The organism is Paracoccus pacificus (assembly GCF_042680785.1).
In the GTDB taxonomy this organism is placed as follows: Bacteria; Pseudomonadota; Alphaproteobacteria; order Rhodobacterales; family Rhodobacteraceae; genus Paracoccus; species Paracoccus pacificus.
Map to the genome: position 1 here is coordinate 184,824 of NZ_JBHUEN010000006.1, position 14,041 is coordinate 198,864.

14 protein-coding genes are annotated in these 14,041 nt (G+C 64.4%); 2 read left to right on the plus strand and 12 right to left on the minus strand.

What is annotated here, in order from left to right; translation table 11 throughout:
• Nucleotides 1-70: 70 nt before the first annotated feature.
• The 11 genes from ACFSCT_RS02415 to ACFSCT_RS02465 all read right to left on the minus strand — a co-directional run bounded on the left by ACFSCT_RS02415 (nucleotide 71) and on the right by ACFSCT_RS02465 (nucleotide 9,729).
• Nucleotides 71-1,294 (minus strand): phenylacetate--CoA ligase family protein, encoded by a 1,224-nt coding sequence (locus ACFSCT_RS02415; protein ID WP_379139845.1) that lies wholly within the window; start codon nucleotides 1,292-1,294, stop codon nucleotides 71-73.
• Between the two features lie 54 nt (nucleotides 1,295-1,348).
• Nucleotides 1,349-2,185 carry an ABC transporter ATP-binding protein gene (locus ACFSCT_RS02420; RefSeq protein ID WP_379139847.1) on the minus strand — a complete coding sequence of 279 codons (837 nt, stop codon included), beginning with the start codon at nucleotides 2,183-2,185 and terminating at the stop codon, nucleotides 1,349-1,351.
• Between the two features lie 77 nt (nucleotides 2,186-2,262).
• Nucleotides 2,263-3,549, minus strand: a complete 1,287-nt coding sequence (locus ACFSCT_RS02425; RefSeq protein WP_379139848.1) for an ABC transporter substrate-binding protein — start codon at nucleotides 3,547-3,549, stop codon at nucleotides 2,263-2,265.
• Nucleotides 3,550-3,596: 47 nt separating this feature from the next.
• Nucleotides 3,597-4,673: a branched-chain amino acid ABC transporter permease gene (locus tag ACFSCT_RS02430; RefSeq protein WP_379139850.1), complete on the minus strand. Its 1,077-nt coding sequence runs from the start codon at nucleotides 4,671-4,673 to the stop codon at nucleotides 3,597-3,599.
• Nucleotides 4,674-4,679: 6 nt separating this feature from the next.
• A complete protein-coding gene (locus ACFSCT_RS02435; protein WP_379139851.1) occupies nucleotides 4,680-4,937 on the minus strand; it encodes a hypothetical protein in 258 nt (85 codons plus the stop codon).
• A gap of 8 nt (nucleotides 4,938-4,945) precedes the next feature.
• The gene (locus tag ACFSCT_RS02440; protein ID WP_379139853.1) at nucleotides 4,946-5,932 is read right to left on the minus strand and encodes a branched-chain amino acid ABC transporter permease; all 987 of its coding nucleotides are present in this window, start codon (nucleotides 5,930-5,932) and stop codon (nucleotides 4,946-4,948) included.
• Nucleotides 5,929-6,111 (minus strand): hypothetical protein, encoded by a 183-nt coding sequence (locus ACFSCT_RS02445; protein ID WP_379139855.1) that lies wholly within the window; start codon nucleotides 6,109-6,111, stop codon nucleotides 5,929-5,931. Before ACFSCT_RS02445 ends, ACFSCT_RS02440 begins: the two co-directional genes overlap by 4 nt.
• On the minus strand, nucleotides 6,104-6,922 hold the full coding sequence (locus tag ACFSCT_RS02450; protein WP_379139857.1) for an ABC transporter ATP-binding protein: 819 nt from the start codon (nucleotides 6,920-6,922) through the stop codon (nucleotides 6,104-6,106). The genes ACFSCT_RS02445 and ACFSCT_RS02450 overlap by 8 nt, the downstream gene beginning before the upstream one ends.
• A gap of 4 nt (nucleotides 6,923-6,926) precedes the next feature.
• Nucleotides 6,927-7,187 carry a hypothetical protein gene (locus tag ACFSCT_RS02455; protein ID WP_379139859.1) on the minus strand — a complete coding sequence of 87 codons (261 nt, stop codon included), beginning with the start codon at nucleotides 7,185-7,187 and terminating at the stop codon, nucleotides 6,927-6,929.
• On the minus strand, nucleotides 7,184-7,756 hold the full coding sequence (locus tag ACFSCT_RS02460; RefSeq protein WP_379139861.1) for a hypothetical protein: 573 nt from the start codon (nucleotides 7,754-7,756) through the stop codon (nucleotides 7,184-7,186). Before ACFSCT_RS02460 ends, ACFSCT_RS02455 begins: the two co-directional genes overlap by 4 nt.
• On the minus strand, nucleotides 7,753-9,729 hold the full coding sequence (locus ACFSCT_RS02465; protein WP_379139863.1) for a long-chain fatty acid--CoA ligase: 1,977 nt from the start codon (nucleotides 9,727-9,729) through the stop codon (nucleotides 7,753-7,755). The genes ACFSCT_RS02460 and ACFSCT_RS02465 overlap by 4 nt, the downstream gene beginning before the upstream one ends.
• Nucleotides 9,730-9,904: 175 nt before the next feature.
• Between ACFSCT_RS02465 and ACFSCT_RS02470 the strand changes: the two genes are divergently transcribed.
• Nucleotides 9,905-11,797 (plus strand): PAS-domain containing protein, encoded by a 1,893-nt coding sequence (locus tag ACFSCT_RS02470; protein WP_379139864.1) that lies wholly within the window; start codon nucleotides 9,905-9,907, stop codon nucleotides 11,795-11,797.
• On the plus strand, nucleotides 11,790-12,497 hold the full coding sequence (locus tag ACFSCT_RS02475) for a response regulator transcription factor (RefSeq protein WP_379139866.1): 708 nt from the start codon (nucleotides 11,790-11,792) through the stop codon (nucleotides 12,495-12,497). The genes ACFSCT_RS02470 and ACFSCT_RS02475 overlap by 8 nt, the downstream gene beginning before the upstream one ends.
• 40 nt (nucleotides 12,498-12,537) lie before the next feature.
• Here ACFSCT_RS02475 and ACFSCT_RS02480 read toward each other — a convergent pair whose 3' ends face one another.
• Entirely contained in the window at nucleotides 12,538-14,022 is a 1,485-nt protein-coding gene (locus ACFSCT_RS02480; RefSeq protein ID WP_379139868.1) for an aldehyde dehydrogenase family protein, read from the minus strand.
• Nucleotides 14,023-14,041 lie beyond the last annotated feature (19 nt).

Sequence of the window (14,041 nt, forward strand, 5' to 3'; positions counted from 1 at the left end):
GTTGCCGCCAACCGCCCGGATGCACGCAGATTTCATCCCCTGCGCGTCAGCCGTGAGCGCGCGGTTGCGGTCAGTAGCTGCGCCGGTCCTCGATCACCTTGCCGTCGTTCGGAAGCGATCCGGGGGCCACGATCTCGACCCGGCCGCGCAGTTTCAGCAGGTCCTGGACCGATTGTTCCAGTGACCGGGCGTCGCCCGAGGCGGCGCTGGTTTCGACCTGGACGGTAATGACGTCCCTGTCGCCGTCGCGGTCCGCGATCACACGGGCGCGGGCGATCTCGGGGTGCCGGGCGACAAGGGCCGCGACCTGTTCGGGGCGGACGAACATGCCCTTGATCTTGGTGGTCTGGTCGGCGCGCCCCATCCAGCCGCGAATCCGCATATTGGTGCGCCCGCACGGGCTTTGACCCGGCATGACCGCCGACAGATCGCCGGTGGCAAAGCGTATCAGCGGGTAATCGACGTTCATCGTCGTCACCAGAACCTCGCCCACCTCGCCCTCGGGTACGGGATCGCCGGTGCCGGGGCGGACGATTTCAACGATCACGCCTTCATCCACGATCAGCCCGTCGCGGGCGTCGGATTCGTAAGCGATCAGCCCCAGATCGGCGGTCGCATAGCACTGAAAGGTGGCGATGCCGCGATCCTGATAGGACTGGCGCATCGCCGGGAACAACGCCCCGCCCGAGACGCAGGCGCGGCTGATCGCCAGTGCCTCGCCCATCTGGTCGGCTTTCTCAAGAATGACCTGCAGAAAATCGGGGGTGCCGGCGTATACCGTGCTGCCGATATCCACGGCCGCCCGCACCTGCTGTTCGGTCTGGCCGGTGCCGGCGGGCAGAACCGCCGCGTCGACCGCGCGGGCGGCCGAGTCGAACATCATTCCCGCCGGGGTCAGGTGATAGCTGAAGCAGTTCTGCACGATATCGCCGACGCCGACGCCGGCCGCATGCAGAAACCGGCCCAGCCGCCACCAGTCGCCGGTGCGGCGACCGGGTTCATAGATCGGGCCGGGGCTTTGAAAGATGTGATCGAACTCGGTCGCGGGGCGGGTCGTGAAGCCGCCAAAGGGGGGCGATTTCCTTTGCGCCTCGGACAGTTCGGATTTGCGGATCACCGGAAGCTGGGCAAGTGCGGCGACATCGCGGATGGCTTCGGGGTCGATGTCGCGCAACAGCCGGGCCATGGCCGGGGCAAGGCGCGCGCGGCTGATGGCGCGCGGCAGATCGGTTTCCAGCGCCTCGGCGCGCTGTTCCGCGTCGCGCGTTTCCAGATCGTCGTAAAAATCGGCCATGCCGCTGTCCTTTCCCTGTTCGCGCCCCCGACGGCTGCTTTTCCTGCCCGCTGCCTAGGCCAGCCAGCGCTTGCGCCTGCGATAGCTACGTACATCGCGAAAGGATTTGCGCCCCTGATCGCCGACGCCCAGATAGAATTCCTTCACATCCGGATTCTCGCGCAGCGCATCGGCGGGGCCGTCCATGACCACGCGCCCGCTTTCCAGAATATAGCCGTAATGCGCAAAGCGCAGCGCGACATTGGTGTTCTGCTCGGCCAGCAGGAAGGTCACGCCCTCGCCCTCGTTCACCGCCCTGACGATGGCGAAGATCTGCTCGACCAGTTGCGGCGCAAGGCCCATGCTGGGCTCGTCCAGCAGAATCGTCTCGGGCCGGCTCATCAGCGCGCGGCCCATGGCGCACATCTGCTGTTCCCCGCCCGACGTATAGCCCGCCTGACTTTTGCGCCGCTCGGCCAGTCGGGGAAAATAGCCATAGACCATGTCGAGGTCGCGGCGGATCGCGGCCGCGCCGTCCGTGCGGGTATAGGCGCCGGTCAGCAGGTTTTCCTCGACCGTCAGATGCTCGAAGCAGTGCCGCCCCTCCATTACCTGAATGACGCCGCGCCGCACCAGTTCGGCCGGGTCCAGATCCTGCACCCGTTGCCCGCGATAACGGATGCTGCCCTTGGTCACCGCCCCGCGTTCCGAAGCAAGCAGGTTCGAGATCGCCTTCAGCGTCGTGGTCTTGCCCGCGCCGTTGCCGCCCAGCAATGCGGTGATGCCGCCCCGCGGCACCGACAGGCTGACGCCCTTCAGCACCAGAATGACGTGGTTATAGATCACCTCGATGTTGTTGACCTCAAGCAGCGGTTCGGACGGCTGTTCGGCCTGTTGGGTGGCGTCAAGCATGGCGGTTCCCGGCTTATGGCCCGATCGGGCCGTTTGGATCGGCCCCGGCGCGCGTGTAGCCGGGGCCGGTTCACCCGTTACTGGCAGGTGCGCGGCGTGACGCCGGCTTCCTTGGCATAGGCTTCGCTGTCTTCGGCGATCAGCGGGGTCAGAACCTCTTCATCGGGCTGGATGAAGTCCGAAATCAGGTTCCATTTCTTCGCCGCCGCATCCCATTGCTGCAACCTCACCATGCCGGCGCCGCCGTGGTTGGCGCAGTCCAGCTTGATGGTCTGGCCAAAGCCCGGCAGACCAAGCTCGGTCATCCGTTCCTCGGTGATGTCCAGCGCCTCGAACCCGGCGCGAAGCTGTTCGGGGTTGATCTCGGCCGTGCCGGCCAGTTCCTGCGCCTTCTTGATCGCCTCGGCGATGACAAGGGCCGCGTACATCCCGCGCGAATAGACCGCCGAGCCGACATATTGGCCGCCCTGACTGGCCTTGCCGGGATCGACGACGAATTTCTTCAGGTCCTCGTAATAGGGATAATCGCTGCCGACACCGTTGAAGGTCAGCGCCTTGTAGCCGTTGGCGCCGTCACCCGCGGGGGTCACGTCCAGCTCGGACCCCGACCACCAGATGCCGATCAGGTTTTCCATCGGAAAGCGGATGTTCGCGGCCTCTTGAATGGCGACCTGGTTCATCACGCCCCAGCCCCACAGCAGCACGAAATCGGGTTTGTCGCGACGGATTTGCAGCCATTGCGATTTCTGTTCCTGACCGGGCGCGTCAACGGGTATTTCGGTCAGGGTATAGCCGTGCTTCTTGGCCAGTTCCTGCAGGGTGCGGATCGGCTCCTTCCCATAGGCCGAGTTGTGATAGACCAGCGCGATCTTCTTGCCCTCAAGGCTGCCGCCGTTCTGATCAAGCAGGTATTTGATCGCGACGGACGCGCCGTCCCAATAATTGGCCGGGGCGTTGAAGATCCACTCGAATACCTTGCCGTTCTTGGCCGAGGTGCGGCCATAACCCGGCGTGTACAGCACTTTCTTGTCGACGCTGACCTTGGGGATAAGCTGATAGGTGATCCCGGTCGACAGCGGGTTATAGACCAAAGCGCCCGAGCCCTTGGTCGCCTCATAGCACTCGACCCCTTTTTCGGTGTTATAGGCGGTCTCGCATTCGGGGGTCTGGATCTTCTGGCCGCCAATACCGCCGTCGCGTTCGTTCAGCAGCGTGAAATAATCGTTGAAGCCGTCGGCGTATTGGGTGCCGTTCGCGCCGTAAGGGCCGGTGCGATAGCTGAGGTTCGGCACCACCAGATCGGCGAATGCCGGTGTTGCGGCAACGAAGGCCGCGGCGGCGATTGCTGCAAGTTTCGTTTTCATCATTTCCCCTCCCAGAGATATTTTTGATGGCGATTTCTTGATGCCTGTTAATGCGGGAACGGCCACAGCCGCAGTTTTTCCTTCGTCAACCGCCAAAGCTGCGCCAGACCGTGCGGCTCGACGATCAGGAAGAATATGATCAGCGCACCCACGACCATCAGCTCGACATGGGCGGCCAGATCGCTGGGCCAGCCAAAGCCCGAGGCAAGGATGTTTTTCAGAAGAACCGGCAGCAGGACCAGAAAGGCGGCGCCGGCGAAGCTGCCGAAGATCGAGCCGAGGCCGCCGATGATGACCATGAACAGGACCAGAAAGGATTTGTTGATCCCGAACGCCTCTCCCACCTCGGCGGCGCCAAGATAGACGGCGAAGAACAGCGCCCCCGCCACCCCGACAAAGAAGGACGATACGGCAAAGGCCGACAGTTTCGCGGCCAGCGGATTCACCCCGATGATTTCGGCGGCGATGTCCATGTCGCGCGTCGCCATCCAGCTTCGGCCCAGTGCGCCGCGCGTCAGGTTCCGGGCGATCCATGCCAGCACCACCGCAAAGACCAGACAGACCAGATATTTCGCCGGGGCCGAGGTCTGCGGGCCGGTGATGAAATAGCCCATGAAGGTGCGTTCGGGCACTGTGATCTGACCCGAGGCGGAATAGTTATAGAACCACGGCACCTTGTTGAATAGCCAGACCAGAAAGAACTGCGCCGCCAGCGTCGCGACGGCCAGATAAAAGCCCTTGATCCGCAAGCTGGGCAGGCCAAAGGCCATGCCGACAAGCGCGGTAATGCCACCGGCCAGCAGAACGTGGATCAGGATCGAGACATCGGGAAAGGCCGTCGACAGCTTGTAGACCGAATAGGCGCCCACGGCCATGAACCCGCCGGTGCCAAGACTGACCTGCCCGGCATAGCCGGTCAGGATGTTCAGCCCCAGCGCGGCGATCGCGTAGATCAGGAAGGGCACAAGGATCGCGTTAGCCCAATAGGGGTTGATCCACAGCGGGATGATCAGAAAGGCGACGGCAAGGATGACGTAATAGCCCCAGCGGTCCAGCCGGATCGGAAAGGTCTGGCCGTCCTTGCGATAGCTGGTCTTGAAATCGCCCGCTTCACGGTAAAACATCGCCTGTCAGCCCCTTTTGCCCCAATGACCGTCGCGCAGATAGGCGGCGATCGCGGCCACGCCCAGAATCATGGCCGGCTGAAAAATGACCGTGGCGAGGATGCCGAGGGTCTGAAAGAACGCCATGCCGCCGCCCTGCCGCGCGACCATGAAGGTCGAGGTCAGGCCCAGCAGAAGCTGGGCGATCAGGCTGGCGGCGGCCGCGATCACAAGGATCTCGGGCGCGTTCTGGATCAGCTTTCTGACGGTCTCGTTCAGGTTCATGTCCTTCGTCACACCCTTTCGATGATCCGCTCGCCGAACAGGCCCTGCGGACGGAACACCAGAAACACCAGCGCCAGCACATAGGCGAACCAGTTCTCGGTCGCGCCGCCCACCATCGGGCCGACCCAGTATTCGAAAAGCTTCTCGCCCACGCCGATGATCAGCCCGCCGACGATGGCCCCGGGGATCGAGGTGAAGCCGCCCAGCATCAGGACCGGCAGCGCCTTCAGTGCGATCAGCGACAGACTGAACTGCACGCCCGATTTGGTGCCCCACATGATACCGGCGACCAGCGCCACGAAACCGGCGATGGACCAGACCATGATCCAGATGAATTGCAGGCTGATCCCCACCGACAGCGCCGCCTGATGGTCGTCGGCGACGGCGCGCATGGCGCGGCCCTGTTTGGTGTATTGCGAAAACGCGACCAGTGCCGCGACCAGCAGCGCCGCGATGATCGTCGCCCAGATATCCAGCCGGTCGATGAAGAACCCATAGCCGAACCAGCGGTCGGTCAGCCCCTCGACCGTGTCCGAGATGCCTTGCGGCACGCCGACCTCCAGCGTCTTGATATCGGCGCCCCACATCAGATCGCCCAGACCTTCCAGAAAATAGGCCAGACCGATGGTCGCCATGAACAGGATGATCGGTTCCTGCCCGACCAGATGCTGCAGGACCAGCTTTTCGATCAGCCACGCCAACAGCACCATGACCAGCGCGGTCAGCGCGATGGCCAGAACCGAGGGCACGGTCCAGCCGAATTCCTCGACATTGGTGCCGAAGGTCGCGTTGATGACATGGGCGAAGGGCACCTGTCCCTGCTGGATCCCGACCAGCGTCAGCGCCGCGAACAGCGCCATCACCCCTTGGGCATAGTTGAACACGCCCGAGGCCTTGAAGATCAGCACGAAGCCAAGCGCGACAAGCGCATACATGACCCCGGTCATCAGCCCGTTCAGCAGGACCTCGGCCGAATAGATCAACTGATCCGTCATGGTGTCCCCCCTTCGCGGCGCATTCCCCCAAGGATCGCGGCGATGCCGAGGTGCGACAGGCCGAAACCGAAGGCGCAGAGCGCAAGGATGATCTGGATGTCGGACTGGATTACGCCCAGCGTAAGCGCCGCCGCGATCAGTTCGACAAGGCCCGCGGCGATCAGCAGGGTTCTAATCATGGGCCACCCCCAGATAGGCGTCGATCACTTCCTGATTGTTGCGGACCTCGTCGGGCGTGCCATCGCCGATCTTGCGGCCGTAATCCATCACCACCACCCGGTCGGACAGGTCCATGACCACGCCCATGTCATGTTCGATCAGCGCGATGGTGGTGCCGAATTCGTCGTTCACGTCGAGGACGAAACGGCTCATGTCCTCTTTCTCCTCGACATTCATGCCGGCCATCGGCTCGTCCAGCAGCAGAAGCTGCGGCTCGGCGGCCAGCGCCCGGGCCAGCTCGACCCGCTTTTTCAGCCCGTAAGGCAGCCGTCCGACCGGCGTCTTGCGGATGTTCTGGATCTCCAGAAAGTCGATGATCCTTTCGACCTTTTCGCGGTTCTCGATCTCTTCCCGCTCGGCGGGGCCCAGCCATATGGCCTGCGCCAGCATCCCCGCCCGCATATGCGTCAGGCGGCCGGTCATGATGTTGTCCAGAACGCTCATCCCGTCGAACAGGGCGATGTTCTGGAACGTGCGCGCGACACCCTGCCTTGCGACCTGATAGGGCTTTATCGGGCCGCGCTTTTCGCCCCGGAACCAGACCTCGCCCTGCTGCGGGACGTAAAAGCCCGAGATCACGTTCAGCATGCTGGACTTGCCGGCGCCGTTCGGGCCGATGATGGCGCGGATTTCGCCCTGCCGGATGTCGAAGCTGATATCCTTGATCGCGGTGACGCCGCCAAAACGCAGGGTGATGTTCTTCAGGTCCAGCATCACGCCGCCGATCTGGCGGCCATCTGCGGTGATGCGATCTTCGGCGCGGTCCAGCATCGGATCAGTTTCCCGCAAGCCAGCCGACCAGCGCGCCATAGACGGCGACGGCGGGGCCGTACTGGATCATCTGGGTCAGCGGCAGACCGGGCCAGACCCGGCTGGCGGCGGCGACGCCGAAACCGCCGGTGATGGCCCCCGCCAGAAGCCGGGTGATCACCACCGGCATGAAATCCGGCAATAGCCACGCCAGCAGCAACCCGACCAGCGCGATCAGCCCGCCGACGATATAATTGGGTTTATAGGTTATTATCGGCCGGTTCATCGCATGGCTCCGCTTGGCTCGGTGCAGTCATCGCCGGAACCCACCGGCTGGTCGCTTTCGGCGACAATCAGGTTAAGCTGATCCGGCGACGGATCGCCCAGCGAGATCACGAAACTTAACACGCCAAGGCGGCTTCCGTCGGCGGATGCCGGGCCTTCAAACACACGCATTTCCCGGATCGCCCCGCTGTCGCAACTGGCTTTCGGTTTGAAATCCGCGTCGTGAAGCTGGCCGGCAAGCACGGTGCTGACCTGTCCGAGATCGAAGCCCTGCGTCAGATCGACCGCCAGATCGCACGAAGTCATCCCCGCGCGTATTGTCTGCACACGCATCGACATTGGACCGTCGACATTGGCATAGGTGATGTCGCTGCCGGGCGTTCCCGGCGCGGGGCTGCCCTCTGCCGCCTTCAGCCCGCTGACATCAGGCAGTTTGCCGGCCCGCATCGGCTCAAGACAGCGCTGAATGAATGTGGTGATCACCAGCCCCTCGGTGTTGCGGGTGGCAAGGGCGGGCTGTGCAAAGGCCGATGCCGCGATCAGGGTGGGTAAAACGGCGCCACGCATCATTCCGCCGCCACCTTCTGCGCTGGCGCGTCGCCAAAGACCGGCGCGTCCTCGATCTTCAGGGTGGCCTTGATGCGGCCCTTGCGGCCGTCCTCATAGGTGACTTCGGTTTCGGTATAAATGCTGTCCGAGCCATCATAAAGCGCCGCGATCAGGTCGGCGTATTTGTCGGCGATCACGCCGCGGCGGACCTTGCGGGTGCGGGTGATTTCGCCGTCATCGGCGTCCAGTTCCTTGTGCAGGATCAGAAAGCGGCGGATCTGGCATCCCGCAAGCATCGGATCCTCGGCGACCGAGCGGTTCACCTCGGCGATATGGTCGCGGATCATCGCATAGACCTGCGGATGCCCGGCCAATTCCTGATAGCTGGCATAGGCGATGTTGTTGCGCTCGGCCCAATTGCCGACCGCGGTCAGGTCGATGTTGATGAAGGCGGTGCAATAGTCACGGCCGGCGCCCAGCACGACGGCCTCGAGGATGTTCGGATAGAATTTCAGTTTGTTTTCGACGAATTTGGGCGCGAACATGCGCCCGTCGGCCATCTTGCCCACATCCTTTGCCCGGTCGATGATGCGCAACTGGCCCGTGGCCGGGTCGAAGAAACCCGCGTCCCCGGTTGCGACCCACCCCTCGGCATCCTTGGTCGAGGCGGTGCTTTCGGGGTTCTTGTAATATTCGACGAAGGTGCCGGGGCTGCGATAGAAAACCTCGCCGTTTTCGGCGATGCGAACCTCGACCCCCGGGGTCGGCACACCCACGGTATCGGACCGCACCTGCCCGTCCGGCTGCTGGGTGATGAACACCGAAGCCTCGGTCTGGCCGTAAAGCTGTTTCAGATTGATGCCGAGGCTGCGGTAGAAATCGAAGATTTCGGGACCGATCGCCTCGCCCGCGGTGTAACCGACGCGAATCCGGCTGAACCCCAGCGTGTTCTTCAGCGGACCCAGCACGAGGACCCGGGCCAACCCATAGGCCAGCCGGTCGGCCGTGCCCACCGATTTGCCGTCAAGCAAGGCCGGACCGACCCGGCGGGCGATCTTCATGCCGCGATCGAACAGCCAGCGTTTCACGCGCCCCGCATCTTCCATGCGGATCATGACGCTGGTCAACTGGCCCTCGAACACGCGCGGCGGGGCGAAGAAATAGGTCGGCCCGATCTCGCGCATATCGGTCATCATGGTCTGCGCGCTTTCGGGGCAGTTGATGGTGAACCCCGACCACATCGCCTGCGAGACCGAGAAGATGTAATCCCCGACCCATGCCATCGGCAGATAGGCGAGCATATCCTCGGACGCGGTCAGATGGTCGAATGCGCTGGTCGAACGCCCGGTTTCGATGATGTTGCGGTTCGACAGGACCACGCCCTTCGGCTTGCCGGTGGTGCCCGAGGTATAAAGCATGACGCAGGTGCTGTCGTAATCCAGCGCGGCAACCCGGGCGTCGATCTCGGCCCCCAGATCCGGGCCGGCGCTGCGGCCCATGGCCTGAACATCCTCCAGCGCGGTCATCTGGCTGTGGTCGTATTTCCGCATCCCGCGCTTGTCGGTATAGACGATATGTTCGATGTCCGGCACGTTCGCCCGAACCTCGATCACCTTGTCGACCTGCTCCTGATCGCCGCAGATCACGAAACGGGCGCCGCAATGGCCCAGAACATAGGCCATCTCGTCTGCGACGGCGTCCTGATACAGCGGCACCGGGATCGCGCCGCACATCTGCGCGGCCAGCATCGACCAGTAATGCGCCGGGCGGTTGCGGCCGATAATGGCGACGTGGTCGCCCGGCGCCACCCCAAGCGAAAGAAGGCCCAACGCAATCGACCGGACTTCCGCAGCAGCTTCGGCCCAGGTCCAGCTTTGCCAGATGCCGAATTCTTTCTCGCGAAAGGCGGGCCGCGACGCGAGATCGCGCGCGTTCCGCGCCAGCAACGCGGGAAGGGACTGCAAATCGGCGGCGGCCGTTGCGTTGGAACCCATTCTTCCTCCCTGTCGGACGATCTTCGCCGTCCTCTGTTGCCTCTTTCCATGGGTGCGTAAGCCGTCGGTGAGGCCAGTTCACGATTGCGGGCAATGGTTGCGGTACTGTTGCGCGATTCCTACGAATTGTTACAGCGCTTTTCAGCGGGCCGCCGGTGATGATAGCTGAAGGGCTATGATCGACGACAAAACCCGCGCGGAACTGACCCGATCAGGGCTGAACCTGATCCAGCAGGCTATTTCGATCTTTGACGCCGATCTGCGGCTGGTGGTCTCGAACCGGCCCTATCAGGTGATGTTCGACCTGCCCGACGCGCTGACCCGAATCGGCACCACCTTCGAGGACACGATCCGCCACATGGTCGAGCGGGGCGAATACGGCCCGCAGGACGACCCCGAGGCCGCCGTGCGCTGGCGCGTCGATCAGGCCCGCGCCTTCCAGCCCCATTACATGGAACGCGACCGCCCCAATGGCCGAACCATCAGCGTCGAGGGCTCGCCACTGAAACAGGGCGGCTGGGTGACAGTCTATACCGACATCACCGGGATCCGGACCCAGCAAGGGTTGCTGCGTGCCCGCTCGGACGCGCTGTCCGAGCAATTGCTGGACCATGCCGAGCGGCTGGCGGCGGCGAACCGCGAACTGGCCGCAACCAACGCTGCGCTGGTCGAGGCACAGCGCGTGCTGACCGAATCCGAATCGCGGATGCGGCAGGTGACCGAAATGGTGCCGGCCCATATCGCGCGGATGGACGCGGACGAGACCTATACATTCTCGAATTTTCAGCTTCCGACCGTGATGCCGGGCACCCGGGCCGATGTGGTCGGCCGCACCGGGCTGGAGGTGCTGGGACCCGAGACATGGGCCCGGATCCGCCCGCATTACCGCGCCGCGCTGGCCGGTCGCCAACAGGTGTTCGAGATGACGCATCCGCCATCCGGTCGGCGGATCCGCATCGCGCTGACGCCCGATCGCGCGGGTTCGGGCATCTTCGTGCTGTCCGCCGATGTCACCGCCGAGGTGCAATCGCGCGAGGCGCTGACCCATACCGCGCGGCGTGCGCTGGGTGCGGCGCTGACCTCGGGGATGGCGCATGATTTCGGCAATCTTCTGACCATCATCCTGGGGATGCAGGGGCGGCTCGCCGCCGCCGATCTGCCCCCGGATCTGTCTGATCACGTGCAGGCGACCCTTGCCGCCGCCCGCCGGGGCGCGGGCATTCTGGGCCGCATCGCCGATATCACCGCGCCGCGCGTGCTGGACCCGCGACCGGTCGATCCGGGCCGGCTGCTGCACGAGCTTGCGGCGATGGTGCGCCCGACGCTGGGCGACAGTATCGTTCTGGACCTGATCACCGACCTTGGTTCCGGCGCGATCCTGCTGGACCCCGCGCCGCTTCAGGATTCGCTTCTGAACCTGATCCTGAACGCCCGCGACGCGCTTGGACCCGCGGGCGGCCGGATTCAGGTGGTCGCGCGCCAGCGCCCCGGCGACTGGCTGGAGATCGCGGTACAGGACGACGGCGCCGGTTTCACCGAACAGGCGCTGAGCCAGGCGACCCAGCCGTTTTTCAGCACCAAGCCGGGTCAGGGATCGGGGCTGGGGCTGTCGATGGTCTATGACCAGACGAAATTGGCGGGCGGGACCCTGCGGCTCGAGAACCGGCCCGAGGGCGGGGCGCGGGTGACGCTGCGCCTGCCCTTTGCGCCGGCGCCCGCGCAGGCCCCGCTGATGGTGCTGCTGGTCGAGGATGACGCCGACATCCGCGCCGCCACCCGCCAGATGCTGCGCGATCTTGGCCATTCAGTCATCGAGGCGGGATCGCGTGCCGAGGCCATGGCGCTGTTCGATCTTCCCGGGCTGGACATGGTTCTGTCAGATATTCAGCTTGGCGACGGCACCGGGATCGAGCTGATGGCCGCGCTGCCGCCGGGCATCGCGCGGGTACTGATGTCCTCGCTGCCCGCGACCCATGTCTTGCGGCTGGACGCGCCCTGTCCGGTCCTGCAAAAACCCTTCGATGTGGCCGCACTTCGGGCCATGCTCACGCAGGTGCTGGATGAGTGACGAACCGCTGATCGCCATTCTGGACGACGAGCCCGAGATCCGGCGGCTGCTTTCGGCGGCGCTGGAAGAGGCCGGGTTCCGCACCGCGTCATTCGCCCGCGCCACGGAATTCGAGGCCGCGATGCGGCGCATGACGCCCGATGCGGTGCTGATCGACCTTGGTCTGCCGGACCGCGACGGGCTGGCGCTGGTCAACCGGCTGGCGGCGGAATCGGGCGCGGCCATCATCATCATTTCGGGGCGCGCTCAGGTGCAGGACCGGGTGACCGGGCTGGAGCTTGGGGCCGATGATTACATCATAAAACCCTTTGAGCCCGCCGAGGTCGTGGCCCGGATCCGGGCGCGCCTGCGCCGCCCGGCACGCGGCGGATCCGACCGGCCGAACATGGCGCGTTTCGCCGGCTGGACCGCCGATTTCGACCGTTACCTGCTGATCGGGCCGGGGGGACGCGAGGCGCCGTTCTCGCATGCCGAGGCCGAAGTTCTGCGCATGTTTCTGGATGGCCCGCGCCGGCTGATCTCGCGCGCGCAGATGCTCGAGGCGCTGGGCGGATCGGCGGGCGACAGTTTCGACCGGGCGATGGATGTCCGCATCTCGCGGCTGCGGACCAAGCTGGACGAGGATCCGAAAAACCCGCGCCTGATCAAGACGATCTATGGCGCGGGCTATATCTTTCTGGCCGAGGTGGTCTGGGGCTGATCACCAGCCCCCGATCACCAGCCCCGGACGTGCCGGGCAATCAGGCGTCCACGGTGCCGTTCTGCCCGGCCTGGGGCGCGTCGGCGTCCCAGCCCGAAATGGCCTTGGCGTCCATGAACTCCTCGATCCCGAAATAGCCGCCTTCGCGCGCCCGGCCCGAGGCCTTGACCCCGCCGAAGGGCGAGCCCGCGCCACGGGATTCCCCGTTCATCTCGACCATGCCGGCGCGCAGCTTGCGGGCCAGCCGGTTGCGACGGGTGCCGTCCTGCGACTGGACATAGTTGGTCAGGCCATAGATCGTGTCATTGGCGATCTCGACCGCCTCATCCTCGGTGTCGAAGGGGATGATCGACAGAACCGGGCCAAAGATCTCCTGACGCGCAATGGTCATTTCGTTGTTCACGTCGGCAAAGACCGTCGGGCGCACGAAATAGCCGCGGTTGACGCCTTCGGGCAGGCCGGTGCCGCCGGCGACCAGACGGGCGCCTTCGTCGATGCCCTTCTGGATCAGGTCCTGAATCTTGTCCCACTGCTGCTTGCTGACCACCGGGCCGATGTGCTTGCCGGGTTCGCTGGCCGGCGCGACCTTGGTGGCCTCGGCGACCGCGCGGGCGGTTTCGACGGCCTTTTCATAGATCGGGCGTTCGACCAGCATACGGGTCGGCGCGTTGCAGGACTGCCCCGAGTTATAGAAGCAATGCTGCACGCCGCGCTTGACCGCGTTGTCATCGGCATCGGCAAAGACAAGGTTCGCACCCTTGCCGCCCAGCTCCAGCGTCACCTTCTTGACCGAATCAGCGGCCGCCTTGGTGATCGCGATGCCGGCGCGGGTCGAGCCGGTGAAGGAAATCATGTCCACGTCGGGGTGCACCGAAAGCTGGGTGCCCACGCCCACGCCATCGCCGTTCACCATGTTGTAGACGCCCTTGGGCAGCCCGGCCTCGTCCACGATCTCGCTGAACACCATCGAGGATAGCGGCGCGATCTCGGACGGTTTCAGCACCACGGTGTTGCCGGCCAGAATCGCCGGGATCACCTTCAGCGTGACCTGATTCATCGGCCAGTTCCACGGCGTGATCAGACCGACGACCCCGATCGGCTCCCATGCGATACGGGACTTCGGGGCCTCTTTGCTTAGCGGGCGGATCCACTCGAAGTCCTTCATCGCGGTGATGAAATTCTCGATGTGATAGGTGCCGGCCTCGGCCTGATCGTTCAGGCTCATGTCGGCGGGCGCGCCCATCTCGGTCGTGATCGCGGCGGCCATATCCTTGGCGCGGCGCTTGTAGACCGCCAGAATCTTCTCGACATATTCAAGGCGTTTGGCGGGCGGCGTTGCGGCCCATGCCGGGAAAGCGGCCTTGGCCGCCGCCACCGCCTTGTCGGTGTCGGCCTGATCGCCGACCGAGATCACCGCCACGGCTTCCTCGGTCGTGGGGTCAATGACTTCCAGATCGTTGGCCTTGACCGGATCGACCCATTTGCCGTCGATGTAGAATTTGCGCTTGTCCTCAAGATTGGCCATCGCATCCCCCTTTTGTTGC